Origin of the sequence: Micromonospora halophytica (assembly GCF_900090245.1) — a bacterium.
GTDB classification, from domain to species: Bacteria; Actinomycetota; Actinomycetes; order Mycobacteriales; family Micromonosporaceae; genus Micromonospora; species Micromonospora halophytica.
On the sequence record NZ_FMDN01000021.1, the window covers coordinates 1 to 14633 of the forward strand.

A 14633-nucleotide genomic window follows, 5' to 3' on the forward strand; every position below is an offset into this window, starting at 1 on the left:
CGTAGCACTCCGGCACGTCCCGCCACGGCGATCCGACCCTGGTCCGCCACCTGATCCCATCAATGAGCAGCCGTTTACTCCATGTCGGCGGCCGACCCGGCCTCTTGCCCGTGCGCAGCAACGGCTCCAGCGCCGCCCACTGCGCGTCGGTCAGGTCGTGCCGCCTCGTTGCCGCTACGCTGGCCACGAGGTCTCCGGTGTTCAGGTCTTCTTGGTCGAAGAACCATCTACCGGAGACCTCACCGACTATCGATCACCGACACGCCGGATCGATCAAGCCCGGACAGTCAACCCTGCCCACTTCTGAAACACGGCCTAGCAGCCCGTCGACGCGCCCCGCGCCCGCCGGGAACCGGCATAGGTCTGCTCGCGCAGCCAGGCGAGCGGACCTGCAACCCGCAGGCCCGGCGGCAGGTTGCCCACCGGGTCGAAGGCCAGCGCCGCGTCCGTCCGGACGTCGAGCTGGTCGCCGATGGCCACCTGGCCGAACGGTCGCCACGGACCGACGGCGGACGCGACCGCGAGCACCAGGCGCGGCGCGTCCGCCGCCCGGGCCGCCGCCGCCACCTCGCCCAGGCTGCGGCCCAGATCCACCGAGTCCGGGTCGGCCAGCGCCGCCAGCCAGAGCCGCCGCGCGCCCACCCGGTACGACATGATCGTGCTGTACGTCCCGGTGAAGCGCCGCCGGGGCAGCGGCAGGTTGCGCAGCACCGGGGCCGCGCCGGCGGAACTGACCAGCAGGTCGAACGGGCACCCCTCGGCCCGGTGCAGCCGCACCGCCAGCCCCAGCACGTCCGGCCAGTTCCCCGGCGTGGGCACCCCCTTGGAGAGGCGTGCCGTGGCCCGGTACCGGCCCGGGGCGTCCAGCAGCGGCACGCCGGTCGGCGGACCCGGCGTACCCCAGATCATCACCTCGGCGGCGAACGAGCGACCGGCCGGATGCAGCAGGCGGCGACCCCCGCGCAGCCGGGTGAGCGCGGCGGCCCCGGCGGTGACGGCGGCGGCGAGACGGGAGGGCATGGCACCTCCGGTACCCCCCGCCGCCCACACGATGCGCGCCGCGCCGCCCCGGCTGGTCGAGCGGCCACACGTCACCTTTCCGCCCCGGAGATCGGATAGCGTCGGGTCATGCCCGACAGCGGTTACCCCTGGCCCATCGAGACGACCCGACTGGACAACGGCCTGCGCGTGGTGGTGAGCGAGGACCGCACCGCGCCGGCGGTGGCGGTCAACCTCTGGTACGACGTGGGCTCCCGGCACGAGCCGGACGGGCAGACCGGTTTCGCCCACCTCTTCGAGCACCTGATGTTCGAGGGGTCGGTCAACGTCGCCAAGACCGAGCACATGAAGCTGATCCAGGGCTCCGGCGGCTCGCTCAACGCCACCACGAACCCGGACCGGACCAACTACTTCGAGACCGTCCCGGCCGAGCACCTGGAGCTGGCGCTCTGGCTGGAGGCGGACCGGATGGGCGGGCTCGTCCCGGCGCTGACCCAGGAGACCCTGGACAACCAGCGTGACGTGGTCAAGAACGAACGCCGCCAGCGCTACGAGAACGTCCCGTACGGCGACGCGTGGCTACGGCTGCTCCCGCTGCTCTACCCGCCGGGGCACCCGTACCACCACGCGACGATCGGCTCGATGGCCGACCTGAACGCCGCCGACCTGGCCACCTTCCAGGCGTTCCACACCACGTACTACGCGCCGAACAACGCGGTGCTCACCGTCGTCGGGGACGCCACCGCCGCCGAGGTCTTCGCCCTCGCCGACAGGTACTTCGGCGCGATCCCCGCCCGCGCGGACATCCCCGCCGCGCCGGACGGCCGTACCGTCCCGGCCACCGGTCGGGCCGCCGTCGAGACCGTCACCGCCGACGTGCCCGCCCCCCGGGTGTACGTCGCGCACCGCACCCACCCCTTCGGCACCCCCGGCAACGACGTGGCGACCGTGCTCGCCGCCGTGCTCGGCAGTGGCCGGGGCAGCCGCCTCTACCAGCGCCTCGCCGACGGGGAGCGGATCGCCCAGCCGGACAGCGTCGGGGCGTACGGGGTGGACCTGGCGCACGCCCCCGCGCCGCTGATCGTCACCGCCACCGCCCGCCCCGGGGTGACCGCCGAGCGGCTCGCCGCCGGGGTCGCCGAGGTCGTCGACGAACTGGCCACCGTGCCGGTCACCCACGCCGAACTGGACCGCGCCAAGGCGCTGCTCAGCACCGCCTGGTGGCGGCAGATGTCCACCGTGGACGGCCGGGCGGACACCCTCGGCCGGTACGCCACCCAGTTCGGCGACCCGGCGAAGGCGGCCGAACGACTGCCCGCCTGGCTCGCGGTGACCGCGGAGCAGATCGCCGAACTGGCCGCCGAGCTGCTCGGCGCCACGGACCGGGTGACCCTGACCTACGTGCCGGAGGAGAAGACCTCATGACGTTGATCGCCGCCCGTCCCGGTGCGGGGACCCCCCGCCCGTACCGGTTCCCGACGGTCGTCCGGCGCGACGTCGCCGGCGGCCGGGTCGTCGCCGCCCACCTGCCCGGGCAGAACCTCGCCGTCGCGGTGCTGCTGCTCGACGCGGGCGCCGGCCGTGAACCCGTCGGCAAGGAAGGGCTCGCCGGGGTGCTCGCCAAGGCCCTGGAGGAAGGCACCGCCCAGCGGGACGCCACCGCGTTCGCGCTCGCCGTCGAAGGGCTCGGCACCGAACTGGTCACCGGGCTGGACTGGGACTCGTTCCAGGTCAGCGTCCAGGTGCCGGTCGACCGGCTGAGCGCCGCCGTCGAACTGCTCGCCGAGGCGGTCCGCACACCCAGGCTCGACCCGGACGACGTGCGCCGGGTCCGCGACGACGAGGCCACCGCGCTGCGGATGGACTGGGCCAACCCCGGTCCGCGCGCCGACGCGGTGCTCCGCGCCGACCTGTTCGGCGCCGACAACCGCTGGGGCCGCCCGATGTACGGCGACCCGGAGTCGGTGGCCGCGCTCGACGCCGAGGACGTCACCGTCTTCCACTCGGAGTGGTTCATCCGCCCCGGCACCCTGATCGTCGCCGGTGACCTGGACCGCCTCGACCTGGACGCGCTGGGCGCGGCGGCGTTCGCCGGCACCGGCGGCGGCCCCGTCGACCGGGGCGGCCCGATCGAGGTGCCGGCGCGGGCGGGACGACGGATCATCCTGCTGGACCGGCCCGGCTCGGTGCAGTCGACGCTGCGCCTCGGGCACCCGTCGCCGCACCGCGCCCACCCCGACCACGTGCCGATGACGCTGGCCGGCACGGTGCTCGGCGGGGCGTTCACCTCCCGTCTCAACCACCTGATCCGTGAGGTGCGCGGCTACACGTACGGCATCCGGGGCGACTTCGCCTCGTCCCGCCGGTTCGGCCGGTTCGCGGTCGCCTCCGGCGTGCAGACCGCGGTGACCGCGCCGGCCCTGGTCGAGGCGGTCGGGGAGATCACCCGTACCCAGCTGACCGGGGTGACCGAGGACGAGCTGGCGGTGGCCCGCTCCTGGCGGGCCGGCCAGCTCTCGGTGGAGTTGCAGAGCCCTCGGGCGATCGCCTCCGCGCTGACCACCCTGGTGGTGCACGACCTGCCGGACGACTACCACGCCCGGCTGCGCGAGTCGCTGCTCGCCGCCGACGTGGCACAGGTCTCCGCTGCGGCGGCCACGCACCTGCGCCCGGAGGCGCTCACCCTCGTCGTCGAGGGCGACGCGGCGCTGATCCGGGACGAACTGGTGGCCACCGGCCTCGGTGAGGTCACCGACCACGTCCGTTGAGCCGGGGCACCTGGCCCGGTCCGACCCGCTGGACGCCGCCGGCGGGCGGTGTGATTCCGGTCGCGCCGCCCCGCCGCCGTCCCGCCGGGCCGGGACGCGAAAGCTCCGGCCGGGTGGGCCCGGGGCGCGCGATCTTCCCGGCCGGTGCGCCGTTCGGTGCTGTTGTTGCAGGTCGGAAGCGGGCCCGGACACCGCCGTGGCGGGCGGTGGGCGACCCGGGCGGTGGGAAAGCGTTCCCGCCCGGGCCGGTGGGCTGGGTAGCCTCGCGGGCATGAGGATCGGCATTGTGGGGGCCACCGGCCAGGTCGGTGGCGTGATGCGGCAGGTGCTGGCGGAGCGGGACTTCCCGGCGGAGCAGGTGCGGTTGTTCGCCTCGGCGCGCTCGGCCGGGCGGACCCTGCCCTGGCGGGACGGCGAGGTGACCGTCGAGGACGCGGCGACCGCCGACTACTCCGGGCTGGACATCGTGCTCTTCTCGGCGGGCAAGGGCACCGCGAAGGAACTCGCCCCCCGGGTGGCCGCCGCCGGCGCCGTGGTCATCGACAACTCCTCGGCGTACCGGATGGACCCCGAGGTGCCGCTGGTCGTCGCCGAGGTCAACCCGCACGCCGTCGCCGACCGCCCCAGGGGCATCATCGCCAACCCGAACTGCACCACCATGGCCGCGATGCCGGTGCTGCGCCCGCTGCACGAGGAGGCGGGACTGGTCAGCCTGGTCGTCTCCACGTACCAGGCGGTCTCCGGCGCGGGACTGGCCGGCGTCGCCGAACTGGACGAGCAGGTGCGCAAGGTCGCCGAGAACGCCGTCGGGCTCGCCTTCGACGGCTGCGCCGTCCAGTTCCCCGCGCCGCACTCCTTCGCCCGGCCGATCGCCTTCAACGTGCTCCCGCTGGCCGGCTCGATCGTCGACGACGGCTCCTTCGAGACCGACGAGGAACAGAAGCTGCGCAACGAGAGCCGCAAGATCCTGGAGATCCCGGAGCTGAAGGTCTCCGGCACCTGCGTGCGGGTGCCCGTCTTCACCGGTCACTCGCTCCAGATCAACGCCCGCTTCGCCCGGCCGGTCACCCCGCAGCGGGCCCGCGAACTGCTCGACGGTGCCCCCGGCGTGGCCCTGTCGGACGTGCCCACCCCGCTTCAGGCCGCCGGTCAGGACCCGACGTACGTGGGACGGATCCGCGCCGACGAGACCGTCGAGCACGGCCTGGCACTGTTCTGCTCCAACGACAACCTGCGCAAGGGCGCCGCGCTGAACGCGGTGCAGCTCGCCGAACTGGTCGCCGCCGAACTCCGCTGAACCCACGCCGCCGGCCCGGGCCCGCCTGCGCCGCAGGCCGCCCGGGCCGCGCCGCTACGGCATGCCGCCGCGCGGCTGACCGGCGTTACCTGCTCGGGGGCGCCGGGTAGACGGGCCGTGCCGACACCGAGAGGGGAGCACCATGACAACGGTCGGAGAGTTCATGACGACCCGGTTGGTGACGATGGACGGCAACGACACGCTCACCGCGGCGGCGCAGGAGATGCGCGACAGCGCCATCGGCGACGTGGTGGTGACGGCAGGTGATGACGTGATCGGCATCGTCACGGACCGGGACATCACAGTCCGTGGGGTGGCCGAGAGCATGAACCCGGACACCACCCGGCTCAACCAGATCACCAGCCGGGACCTGGTGACCGTCAGCCAGTACGACGACGCGGTCGCCGCCGCCGACCTGATGCGGACGTACGCCGTCCGGAGGCTGCCGGTGATCGACGACGGCAAGCTCGTCGGCCTGATCTCCATGGGTGACCTGGCGGTCGAGCGGGAGCCGCAGTCGGTGCTGGCGGACATCTCCGCCGACGAGCCGAACAACTGATCGTCCGCCGCGGGCGACGCGACGCCGGTCCTCCTCCGAGGGCCGGCGTCGTGGCATGGTCAGACCGGTTCGGTCCGCACCGCCACCCGGGTGGCGCCCCGGCCGGCCCGCACCGTCTCAACCTCGATCTCGATCGACCGGTCGAGCTGCTGCGCGACCGCCCGGTGGGCGAGCACCCGCCGACGGTCCACCTCCGCTGCCGCCATCCGTACCCCCTTCCGTTCGGCACGCTACTGCGCCGGTACGACGCGTCGTCGTGCCGGCTCACCCGATCCGGGCGAGGTTGACCGGCCGCCGGGCGGGGACCCGGCCGGAGTACGTCACCAGGGGAGAGCGACGACGGGGAGAGGACCTGATGGTGGACGCGACCACGAGGTTCTTCGAGGACCTCGACCGGCGGGGGTACGAGCCCGTGCTGGCCAAGACCTCCGGGACACTGCGGTTCGACCTGCACGAGGGGGCGCAGACCACCCACTGGCTGGTCGAGATCGACCGGGGGAAGGTCCGGGTCAGCCAGGAGGACCGCGAGGCGGACACCGTCGTCGGGATCAGCCCGGCGCTCTTCGAGGAGATGGCCGCCGGTCGTGAGCACGGGGTCGCGGCGGTGCTGCGGGGCGACATGACCGTGACCGGTGACGCCAGGTTGGTGGTCCAGATCGAACGGATCTTCCCCGGACCGCCGGATTCCAAGGGACCACGACGGCTCTTCCACGCGGAGGTGCACTGATGGGGCAGAGCAACACGATCCGGATCCTGGACGGCAACACCTTCGTCGTGTCGGAGGACACCGGCGACATCGAGGCGACCCCCAGCGAACCGACCGGCCTGTTCTCCATCGACACCCGGTTCCTGTCCCGCTGGGTGCTGACCGTCAACGGCGAGCGCCTCAACGCCCTCTCGTACGACGACCTCCAGTACTACGAGGCCCGCTTCTTCCTCGTGCCCGGGATGGCCACGCACTACGTCGACGCCAAGCTGTCGATCATCCGGGAACGGACGGTCGGCGGGAGCTTCCGGGAACAGGTGACCATCCTCAACCACGACGAGAAGCCGGTGGACCTGGAGATCCGGATGGACGCCGGCTCGGACTTCGCCGACCTGTTCCAGGTGAAGGACGAGATCCTGAACAAGAAGGGCGAGATCTACGCCGAGGCGGAGTCGGACCGGCTGCGGCTGGGCTACCGGCGGGGCAGCTTCGTCCGGGAGACGGTCATCTCGTCGTCCGAGTCGGCCCGGTACGACCGCAACGGCTTCGCGTACAGCGTGCACCTGGAACCGAACGAGCAGTGGGAGACCCGGATCGACGTGCAGACCCACGCGATCGGCCCGGGCGGGCGCGACCTGCGGATGGGGCTGCGGGTGCACGGCACCGAACGGCTCGCTCTCCAGCACGACCTGGAGGAGTGGATCGCCAAGGCGCCCAAGCTGAACAGCGAGCACGAGGAACTGGCAACCACCTACCGGCGCAGCCTGGTGGATCTCGCTGCGCTGCGCTTCTCGCCGCTCTCGCTCGGCGGCCAGACGCTACCCGCAGCCGGCCTGCCCTGGTTCATGACGATGTTCGGCCGGGACAGCATCCTGACCTGTCTCCAGGTGCTGCCCTTCGCGCCCGAGATGTCCAAGACCACGCTGCGGATCCTGGCCTCGCTGCAGGGCACCCGGTTCGACGACTTCCGGGAGGAGGACCCGGGCCGGATCCTGCACGAGATGCGCTACGGCGAGACGGCCGCGTTCGAGGAACAGCCGCACTCGCCGTACTACGGCTCGGTCGACGCCACGCCGCTCTTCGTGATCCTGCTCGACGAGTACGAGAAGTGGAGCGGGGACGTCGACCTGGTCCGGGAGCTGGAGCAGGAGTGTCGGGCCGCGCTGAAGTGGATCGACAACTACGCCGACCTGGTCGGCAACGGCTACATCTGGTACGAGCGGCGCAACACCGACACCGGCCTGGAGAACCAGTGCTGGAAGGACTCCTGGGACTCGATCTCGTACTCCGACGGGACGCTGCCGCCGTTTCCCCGAGCCACCTGCGAGGTGCAGGGGTACGCGTACGACGCGAAGGTGCGCGCCGCCCGGATGGCCCGGGAGTTCTGGGGCGACCCGGCCTACGCCGACCTGCTGGAGCGGGAGGCCACGCAGCTCAAGGAACGCTTCAACCGGGACTGGTGGGTCGAGGACGGGGAGTACTACGCGCTCGCCCTGGACCCCGACGGCCGGCAGTGCGCCACCCTCAGCTCCAACGTCGGCCACCTGCTGTGGAGCGGCATCGTCGACCACGACCGGGCCGAGAAGATCGCCCACCACCTGGTCGGGCCACGGCTCTTCACCGGCTGGGGCGTGCGGACCCTCGCCGAGGGGGAGATCCGGTACAACCCGATCGGCTACCACAACGGCACGATCTGGCCGTTCGACAACTCCTTCATCGCCTGGGGTCTGCGCCGGTACGGCTTCACCGAGGAGGCCGCCACCATCGCCAGCGGCATCCTGGACGCCGCCACGTACTTCCACGGGCGGCTGCCGGAGGCGTTCGGCGGCTACCCCCGGGAGCAGACCAAGTTCCCGGTCGAGTATCCGACCGCGTGCAGCCCGCAGGCCTGGTCCACCGGCACCCCGCTGCTGCTGCTGCGGACCATGCTGGGGCTGGAGCCGCACGAGGGGCACCTGGCCGTGGAGCCGGTGCTGCCGGTGGGCATGGGACGCATCGAGGTGCTCGACATCCCGGGCCGGTGGGGCCGGGTGGACGCCTTCGCCCGGGGCCGGCTCGACCTGCACAGCCTCGCCGACTGATCGCGCGTCTGCTCCTCCGCCGGCCTCAGGGCCGGTGGGGGAGCAGGCAGAACTCGTTGCCCTCCAGTACGGCGGCGCGTCCGCCGGCGGGGTCGTTCGGCCCCTACGGATCCGTAACCTACGCGGGGTAAAGTTACGGGATGCCGGAACTCGTGTACCCGCCCGTGATCACCGCCGCCAAGACGATGTTCCGGGTCCTCGACCTGCGACTGACCGTCGAGGGCAGCCACCACGTCCCCCGTACCGGCGGGGCGGTGCTGGCCAGCAACCACGTCAGCTACCTGGACTTCATCTTCTGCGGCTTCGGGGCGCACGAGTCCCGCCGGCTGGTCCGCTTCATGGCCAAGCACGAGGTCTTCGCGCACCGGATCTCCGGCCCGCTGATGCGCGGCATGAAGCACATCCCGGTGAACCGGGCGGCGGGCGCCGGGTCGTACAACGCGGCGGTGGACGCGCTGCGTCGCGGCGAGGTGGTGGGGGTCTTTCCCGAGGCGACGATCAGCCGGTCGTTCACCGTCAAGGAACTCAAGACCGGGGCCGCCCGGATGGCGCAGGCAGCGGCGGTGCCGCTGCTGCCGGTGGCGCTCTGGGGCACCCAGCGGATGTGGACCAAGGGTCGGCCGAAGGACCTGACCCGCCGACACACCCCGATCACCATCCTGGTCGGCGAGCCGATGGACCCGGCCGACCACCCGGACGCCAACGCCATGACGGTCGAGCTGAAGTCCCGGCTCGCCGCCCTGGTGGACCGGGCGCAGCAGGAGTACCCGGAGAAGCCCGCCGGCCCGGAGGACGCCTGGTGGCAGCCGGCCCACCTCGGCGGCACCGCGCCGACCCCCGCCGAGGCCGCCGAGCTGGACCGGCGCGGCCGCCGCACCGCCACCTCCTGACCCTTCCACAGACGCCGCCGGCCACTCCTCCGGCGGACCGCTCGCTCGGCCCGGACGCCTCCCCCGGGGTATCGACCCGGGCCGGGCCGTTCAGCCGTCCGCGGCGGCCCCGCCGTCGGGGGCACGGCCCGGAACCGCAGCCGGCACGGTCCCCGGTTCCCCGGCGGGGTGGTGTGGCGGACGCTACCGACTTGATCTCACAGATGGATCACCCCGCCCGTGCCGTGCCCGTGCCGTGCCCGTGCCGTGCCCGGCCCGTGCCCGTGCCGTGCCCGGCCCGTGCCGTGCCGTGCCCGGCCCGTGCCGTGCCGTGCCCGGCCCGTGCCGTGCCCGGCCCGTGCCGTGCCGTGCCCGGCCCGTGCCGTGCCGTGCCCGGCCCGTGCCGGAGCCGGAGCCCGTGCCGGTTGCCGGACGGGGAGACGCCGGCCTCCGGCGGTGAGGGCCGGTCTCCGACGGACGCTGATCCAGATGTGCCATCAGGTCTGTAGTGTCCCGACGTCTCCACTGCTCCTGCGGGCGGTTGCTTCCCGGCCGGGGTCCGGCGCGACCCCGTCGGCGGAGCGACCGCGATGATCGCCCCCGGGCCGGGTCCGGCGTGATACGTCGGCGGGGCGACCGGGCGGTGGCCCCGGGCCGCCGGGCCGGGGCGGTGGCCGGATCGTTCCGCATCCGGGCATGATGGTGCCTGCCGCCCCGGCCTCCACCCGGCCAGGATCTCTTCCATGAGCAGAGCAGCACTCGTCGTCATCGACGTCCAGGAGTCCTTCCGTCGGCGCCCGATCTGGGCCCACGGCTCGAACCCCGCCATCGTCGGCCAGGTCGACCGGTTGGTCGACGCCGCCCGTCGCCGTGGTGACCTGGTCGTCTGGGTCCTGCACGCCGAGCCCGGCAGCGGGACCGTCTTCGACCCGACGTCCGGGCACGTACGGCTGATCGACGGGCTGGCCGCCCGGCCCGGCGAGCCGACCCTGGTGAAGACCTCGCACAACGCCTTCACCACCACCAACCTCCAGCAGATCCTCACCGCGGCCGGCGTCCGCGACCTGACCGTCTGCGGCATCCGGACCGAGCAGTGCGTGGAGACGACCACCCGGGTCGGCTGCGACCTCGGCTACCGGATGACCTTCGTGATCGACGCGACGGTGACCTTCCCGACCCCGCACCGGGACCTCCCCGCCGACGCGAGCCTGGCGGAGATCCTCGCCGACCCGCGCACCCTGCCGACCGGGGAGATGATCGCCCGCACCGAGTACGCGCTCGCCAACCGGTTCGCCACCGTGCGTACCGTCGACGAGGTCACCGGCGCGGTGCCGGCCGGCGCGGGAGCCTGAGCGCCGTGGCCCGGGTCGTCTTCCTGCTGGTGCCGCAGTTGCACCTGCTGGACCTCGCCGGCCCGGCCCAGGTCTTCTCCGCCGCCGCCGACCTCGGTTACGACTACCGGCTGCACTACGTCGCCGAGCGGGACCCGGTGCCGACCGTGCAGGGCGTACCGCTGGGAGCCGTCACCGAATGGCCGGAGCTGGCCGCCGACGACCTGGTGGTCGTACCCGGCTGGCGGCCCCGCGCGCACGGCCCGGCGGGGCCGGTCGGCCGGGACGACCTGCGGCGCCTGGCCGACCACCACGCCAACGGCGGCACCGTGGCCAGTGTCTGTGCCGGCGCGTTCGCGCTCGGCCGGGCCGGCCTGCTCGCCGGCCGGCGCTGCACCACCCACCACGACGTCCAGGACCACCTGGCCCGCGTCTTCCCGGCCGCCCGGGTGGTCCGCGACGTGCTCTACGTGGTGGACGACCGGGTGGTCACCTCCGCCGGCATCGCCAGCGGCATCGACGTGGCGCTACACCTGGTGGCCGCCCGGCACGGCCCGGCGGCGGCCGCCCGGATCGCCCGCACCCTCGTCGTCTACGCCCGGCGCAACGGCCACGAACAGCAGGCCAGCGCGATGATGCGGTACCGGTCGCACCTCTCCGACGCGGCCCACCGGGTGCAGGACCTGATCGACAGCCGGTTCTCCGAGGCGCTGCCGCTGGCCGACCTGGCCGCTGCCGCCGGGGTCGCCGAACGCACCCTCACCCGACTGTTCCGCCGGGCCACCGGGCTCACCCCGCTCGGCTACCAGCAACTGCTCCGCCTCGAACGGGCCGAGCACCTGATCGGGCATGGCGCCACCGTCGAGTCCGCCGCCCGGGCGGTCGGTTTCACCGACGCCCGGATGCTGCGCCGGCTCCGCGCCCGGGGTCACCCGCCGACCGCGCCCCACGCCGACGCGCCCGGCGCCCGGTAGTAGTCGTCGCGGGAGAGGAACTCGATACCGGCAGCGAGCCGGAGAGCGCGACCCGGCCCGGCCGACGGCACCCGGCCCGTCGGTCAGCTCGTTTCCGCTCGGGCCGGCCAGTCCGCAGTTCGGCCAACGGCCCGTCCAGGTCCGCACGGCAGTTGATTGACGCGGATGAATGCCACGGGAAGCGCTCTTCATCACCGGCGGTACACGCCGAGTCGCCGAGGGTTGCTCGGCGTCCGCCGTCTCCGACCGGTGTGACACCTGCGCCGCTGCCGGCGCTGAGGGGCACGGAAGGTGTTGATCCGGAAGGCGCCCCGGACCGCACCGCTGCTCCGTCGCCCCCAGAACCGGAGATGTCCATGCTCGAGACCGCCCTGGCGAAACTGCTCACCCTGAAGGCCGGTGCCACGGTGCTTGCCGTGACCGCCACCGGTGGGGTGGCGGTCGCCGCCGCGAACGGCGCCCTGCCCAACCCGCTCACCGAGGCCGGCGCGAAGCCGTCCGCGCACTCCACCGGCACCCCCGCCGACCAGGGGAAGAACACCGGACCGACCGGCGCGAAGGGCACCCCCTCGCCGTCGCTGGTCGGCCTCTGCCGGGCGTACGTCGCCAAGGCCACCGACAACCCCGGCAAAGCGCTGGAAAACCCTGCCTTCACCGTGCTGGTCACCACCGCCGGTGACCGGGAGAAGGTCGCCGCGTACTGCGACACGCTGCTGACCGCCGAGAAGGGCCGACCATCCGGCCGTCCTTCGACGCGCCCCTCGGCCGCCCCGAGCCGGCCCGCCGGTAAGCCGGACACCCGCCCCACCGCCCCGGAGACCCCGCGCGCCGAGAACCAGGGCGGCGGCCACCGGCCGAGCGCACCACCCACCAACTGAACTCCGACGCCGGGCGGGGCACCTCCCCACACTCTCCCCTCGCCCCGCCCCGGCGTCGGCCAGGCCGCGTCGCGTCGGACGGCACCCACCCCCCCCCCGGGGCCGACCGAACGACGCGTGCCGACCCTGTGCCCCTACGGGCACGCCGGGGCGGCGGCCGGTCCCGCGGCCGCCGCCCCGCTGACCTCAGCCGGTGCGGTGGCGAAGCCACTCCAGCGCGGCCTCGCTGCCGTTCAAGACCGAGATGTGCCCGTCCGACGGGGCCAGCCGCAGCTCGGCCGAGGGACAGCGGCGAGCCAGCCAGGCGCTGTGCGCCGCCGGCACCAACCGGTCCCGCTCCCCGTGCAGCAGCAGCACCGGCGCGGTGACCTGGGCCGGGTCGAAGCCCCACGGCGTGACGTAGGCGATGTCGTCGTCGACCAGCCCGCCCGGGCCACCCCGCACGGCGGGGCGGACCACACTGTCCAGCCAGGACCACCGGCCCCGCAGCGCGGCCAGGTCGGCGGGGGTGAACTCGGGGTCGTACTCGACGCCGGAGGTCTCGTACCGCTCCTTTGCCTCGCGCCCCTCGGCGGCCGCCCGCAGTGACGCCACCCCGGAGGCGATCATGCCGGCGAACCAGTCCAACCCCTCGGCGTCGTACGGGGCCAGGCCCGCACCGCCCACCACGGCGAGCACCCGGTCCGGCAGCAGCGCCGCGCAGGCCAGGGCGTGCGGCGTACCGCCCGAGTGGCCCATCGTGGCGAACCGCGCAATGCCCAGCGCGTCGGCGACCCGGGCGGTGAACTCCGCCGCCGAGGCCACGTCCCGCCCCGGGCGGCGGGTCGACCCGCCGTAGCCGGGCCGGTCGTACGACACCCAGCGGAGGCCCAGCCGGTCGGCGGCGGCGAAGAGCGGCGCCGGTGGGGCGCCGACGTTCGGCGTGCCGTGGTGCCAGAAGACGGCGAGCCGGCCGCCGGAGTCGTCGCCGGTGTCGTAGACGTGCAGGGTGTCGCCGCCCGGCAGGGCGAGATCGGTCTCCGTCACCATGCGGCCGAGCCTAGGGTGCGGCACCGACAGTCCGGACGCGACCGGCCACAGCCCGTCACTCCTCCGGCCAGCCGGCCGGGTTGCTGACCGACTCCCGGGAAATGCCCGAGCCCGTGTCGGGCCAGTCGCCGAAGCGCTCGGAGTGCAGGTGCGCGAAGAAATAGCACATCTGCTCGCAGCCGGCGTCCAGCACGGCCATCGCCGGGTCGGCGCGCACCGCCTCGTAGAACTCGCGGCCGACGGCGACAATCCACCCCCGACAGTAGAGGAACCCGTCGTCCGAGCCGTCGGTCACGTTATGGACGTCCTGACGGTCGATGTCGTACAACTTCCGCTCCACCACCCGGTCGAAGTCGGTCAGCTCGCGGCTCGACAGATCGACGCAGAGGTCACGCAGACGGGCGAGGAACGGGTCCAGCCAGGCGTCCAGGGCGTACGGGTCGACGTCGTCGGCCTCCGGGTCCCGGGTGGCCAGGGCCCGGCGCAGCGCCGCCGGCTCCGGCCCGAGCGACGCCCAGGCCGCCTCCACCAGGGCCCAGAACCGGGCCTCGTCCTTCGCTGTCGGCACCCGCGTCAGGTCAGCAGTCTCGGTCACGCGGCGGAGGGTAGCGAGCCGGACCGACACGATCGGGACGGCGCATCGTCGACGCCGTGCGGCGTCCCTCCGGCTTCTGCGGTGACGGTGGTGCGCCCGGCAGGATTCGAACCTGCGGCCTTGGGATTAGAAGTGGTGTTAGCCCTATGATCTCTGGCTTCATTAGGCGCTCTAGCTGCAAAAACCTCTTCCCTGGTATGCCTGACCTTCCGTGGTGACCTGCATTTCGCACCACGAATAGCTCCACACTTGACCTGGTTACCGAATTCGGGTGTGTCGAGTTGTAGTAACGCTCTGTAAGCCAAGCCGTTTGGTAAGGGCTGGCAACGCATCGGTTCCACCGTCGACCCGGGCAAGCCGAGCAGGCCTCCGCCCAGCCCGCCAGCGTCCGTGCGGGCCGTCAAGGTCCGCTCGACGTGGCGGGCCGGGCGGAGGCCGCTCCTCAAAGGGGCGGGTTGACGGCAGACGCGGCGGCAACGGTGGAGAGCTCCTGGGGGGCGGATTGCTTGTTCCCTGTCCCAAACAAGTCACCTATAGTGCGAATCAA

The 14633-nt window shown here is 73.2% G+C and carries 15 protein-coding genes; 10 read left to right on the forward strand and 5 right to left on the reverse strand.

The window, feature by feature from the left end:
- Nucleotides 1-187 (reverse strand): transposase (locus tag GA0070560_RS22455; RefSeq protein ID WP_139131571.1); only part of this gene is annotated, 187 nt, incomplete at its 3' end.
- Between the two features lie 128 nt (nucleotides 188-315).
- Entirely contained in the window at nucleotides 316-1020 is a 705-nt protein-coding gene (locus GA0070560_RS22460; protein WP_091301163.1) for a phosphodiesterase, read from the reverse strand.
- 108 nt (nucleotides 1021-1128) lie between these two features.
- On the opposite strand from GA0070560_RS22460, the gene GA0070560_RS22465 reads away from it, so the two are divergent.
- From GA0070560_RS22465 to GA0070560_RS22480, 4 genes are all read left to right on the forward strand, one after another.
- Nucleotides 1129-2424 carry a M16 family metallopeptidase gene (locus GA0070560_RS22465; RefSeq protein WP_091301165.1) on the forward strand — a complete coding sequence of 432 codons (1296 nt, stop codon included), beginning with the start codon at nucleotides 1129-1131 and terminating at the stop codon, nucleotides 2422-2424.
- Nucleotides 2421-3767, forward strand: a complete 1347-nt coding sequence (locus GA0070560_RS22470; RefSeq protein ID WP_091301167.1) for a M16 family metallopeptidase — start codon at nucleotides 2421-2423, stop codon at nucleotides 3765-3767. The genes GA0070560_RS22465 and GA0070560_RS22470 overlap by 4 nt, the downstream gene beginning before the upstream one ends.
- A 271-nt stretch (nucleotides 3768-4038) precedes the next feature.
- The gene (locus tag GA0070560_RS22475) at nucleotides 4039-5064 is read left to right on the forward strand and encodes an aspartate-semialdehyde dehydrogenase (protein ID WP_091301169.1); all 1026 of its coding nucleotides are present in this window, start codon (nucleotides 4039-4041) and stop codon (nucleotides 5062-5064) included.
- Nucleotides 5065-5206: 142 nt separating this feature from the next.
- Nucleotides 5207-5623, forward strand: coding sequence for a CBS domain-containing protein (locus GA0070560_RS22480; RefSeq protein ID WP_091301171.1), 417 nt, complete (start codon nucleotides 5207-5209; stop codon nucleotides 5621-5623).
- 59 nt (nucleotides 5624-5682) lie between these two features.
- On the opposite strand, the gene GA0070560_RS28850 is transcribed toward GA0070560_RS22480, so the two are convergent.
- Complete coding sequence (locus GA0070560_RS28850; protein WP_170839529.1) at nucleotides 5683-5829, reverse strand: hypothetical protein; 147 nt, start codon at nucleotides 5827-5829, stop codon at nucleotides 5683-5685.
- A gap of 149 nt (nucleotides 5830-5978) precedes the next feature.
- Here GA0070560_RS28850 and GA0070560_RS22485 point away from each other — a divergent pair, with 149 nt between their 5' ends.
- The 6 genes from GA0070560_RS22485 to GA0070560_RS22510 all read left to right on the forward strand — a co-directional run bounded on the left by GA0070560_RS22485 (nucleotide 5979) and on the right by GA0070560_RS22510 (nucleotide 12462).
- Nucleotides 5979-6350, forward strand: a complete 372-nt coding sequence (locus tag GA0070560_RS22485) for an SCP2 sterol-binding domain-containing protein (protein ID WP_091301173.1) — start codon at nucleotides 5979-5981, stop codon at nucleotides 6348-6350.
- Entirely contained in the window at nucleotides 6350-8410 is a 2061-nt protein-coding gene (locus GA0070560_RS22490; RefSeq protein ID WP_091301174.1) for an amylo-alpha-1,6-glucosidase, read from the forward strand. Before GA0070560_RS22485 ends, GA0070560_RS22490 begins: the two co-directional genes overlap by 1 nt.
- A gap of 140 nt (nucleotides 8411-8550) precedes the next feature.
- On the forward strand, nucleotides 8551-9300 hold the full coding sequence (locus GA0070560_RS22495) for a lysophospholipid acyltransferase family protein (protein WP_091301177.1): 750 nt from the start codon (nucleotides 8551-8553) through the stop codon (nucleotides 9298-9300).
- Between the two features lie 722 nt (nucleotides 9301-10022).
- On the forward strand, nucleotides 10023-10631 hold the full coding sequence (locus GA0070560_RS22500) for an isochorismatase family protein (RefSeq protein ID WP_091301179.1): 609 nt from the start codon (nucleotides 10023-10025) through the stop codon (nucleotides 10629-10631).
- 5 nt (nucleotides 10632-10636) lie between these two features.
- Nucleotides 10637-11584 carry a GlxA family transcriptional regulator gene (locus GA0070560_RS22505; protein ID WP_091301181.1) on the forward strand — a complete coding sequence of 316 codons (948 nt, stop codon included), beginning with the start codon at nucleotides 10637-10639 and terminating at the stop codon, nucleotides 11582-11584.
- Nucleotides 11585-11940: 356 nt separating this feature from the next.
- Entirely contained in the window at nucleotides 11941-12462 is a 522-nt protein-coding gene (locus GA0070560_RS22510; RefSeq protein ID WP_139131572.1) for a hypothetical protein, read from the forward strand.
- A gap of 186 nt (nucleotides 12463-12648) precedes the next feature.
- On the opposite strand, the gene GA0070560_RS22515 is transcribed toward GA0070560_RS22510, so the two are convergent.
- Nucleotides 12649-13491 (reverse strand): alpha/beta fold hydrolase, encoded by an 843-nt coding sequence (locus tag GA0070560_RS22515; RefSeq protein ID WP_091301185.1) that lies wholly within the window; start codon nucleotides 13489-13491, stop codon nucleotides 12649-12651.
- A 55-nt stretch (nucleotides 13492-13546) separates the two neighbouring features.
- Nucleotides 13547-14086, reverse strand: a complete 540-nt coding sequence (locus tag GA0070560_RS22520; RefSeq protein ID WP_245675654.1) for a DUF4240 domain-containing protein — start codon at nucleotides 14084-14086, stop codon at nucleotides 13547-13549.
- Between the last annotated feature and the right edge of the window lie 547 nt (nucleotides 14087-14633).

Excerpts from the sequence above, each read along its gene's own strand:
- GA0070560_RS22460 (WP_091301163.1), bottom strand. The coding sequence starts at position 1,020 with ATGCCCTCCCGTCTCGCCGCCGCCGTCACCGCCGGGGCCGCCGCGCTC.
- GA0070560_RS22465 (WP_091301165.1), top strand. The coding sequence starts at position 1,129 with ATGCCCGACAGCGGTTACCCCTGGCCCATCGAGACGACCCGACTGGAC.
- GA0070560_RS22470 (WP_091301167.1), top strand. The coding sequence starts at position 2,421 with ATGACGTTGATCGCCGCCCGTCCCGGTGCGGGGACCCCCCGCCCGTAC.
- GA0070560_RS22475 (WP_091301169.1), top strand. The coding sequence starts at position 4,039 with ATGAGGATCGGCATTGTGGGGGCCACCGGCCAGGTCGGTGGCGTGATG.
- GA0070560_RS22480 (WP_091301171.1), top strand. The coding sequence starts at position 5,207 with ATGACAACGGTCGGAGAGTTCATGACGACCCGGTTGGTGACGATGGAC.
- GA0070560_RS28850 (WP_170839529.1), bottom strand. The coding sequence starts at position 5,829 with ATGGCGGCAGCGGAGGTGGACCGTCGGCGGGTGCTCGCCCACCGGGCG.
- GA0070560_RS22485 (WP_091301173.1), top strand. The coding sequence starts at position 5,979 with ATGGTGGACGCGACCACGAGGTTCTTCGAGGACCTCGACCGGCGGGGG.
- GA0070560_RS22490 (WP_091301174.1), top strand. The coding sequence starts at position 6,350 with ATGGGGCAGAGCAACACGATCCGGATCCTGGACGGCAACACCTTCGTC.
- GA0070560_RS22495 (WP_091301177.1), top strand. The coding sequence starts at position 8,551 with ATGCCGGAACTCGTGTACCCGCCCGTGATCACCGCCGCCAAGACGATG.
- GA0070560_RS22500 (WP_091301179.1), top strand. The coding sequence starts at position 10,023 with ATGAGCAGAGCAGCACTCGTCGTCATCGACGTCCAGGAGTCCTTCCGT.
- GA0070560_RS22510 (WP_139131572.1), top strand. The coding sequence starts at position 11,941 with ATGCTCGAGACCGCCCTGGCGAAACTGCTCACCCTGAAGGCCGGTGCC.
- GA0070560_RS22515 (WP_091301185.1), bottom strand. The coding sequence starts at position 13,491 with ATGGTGACGGAGACCGATCTCGCCCTGCCGGGCGGCGACACCCTGCAC.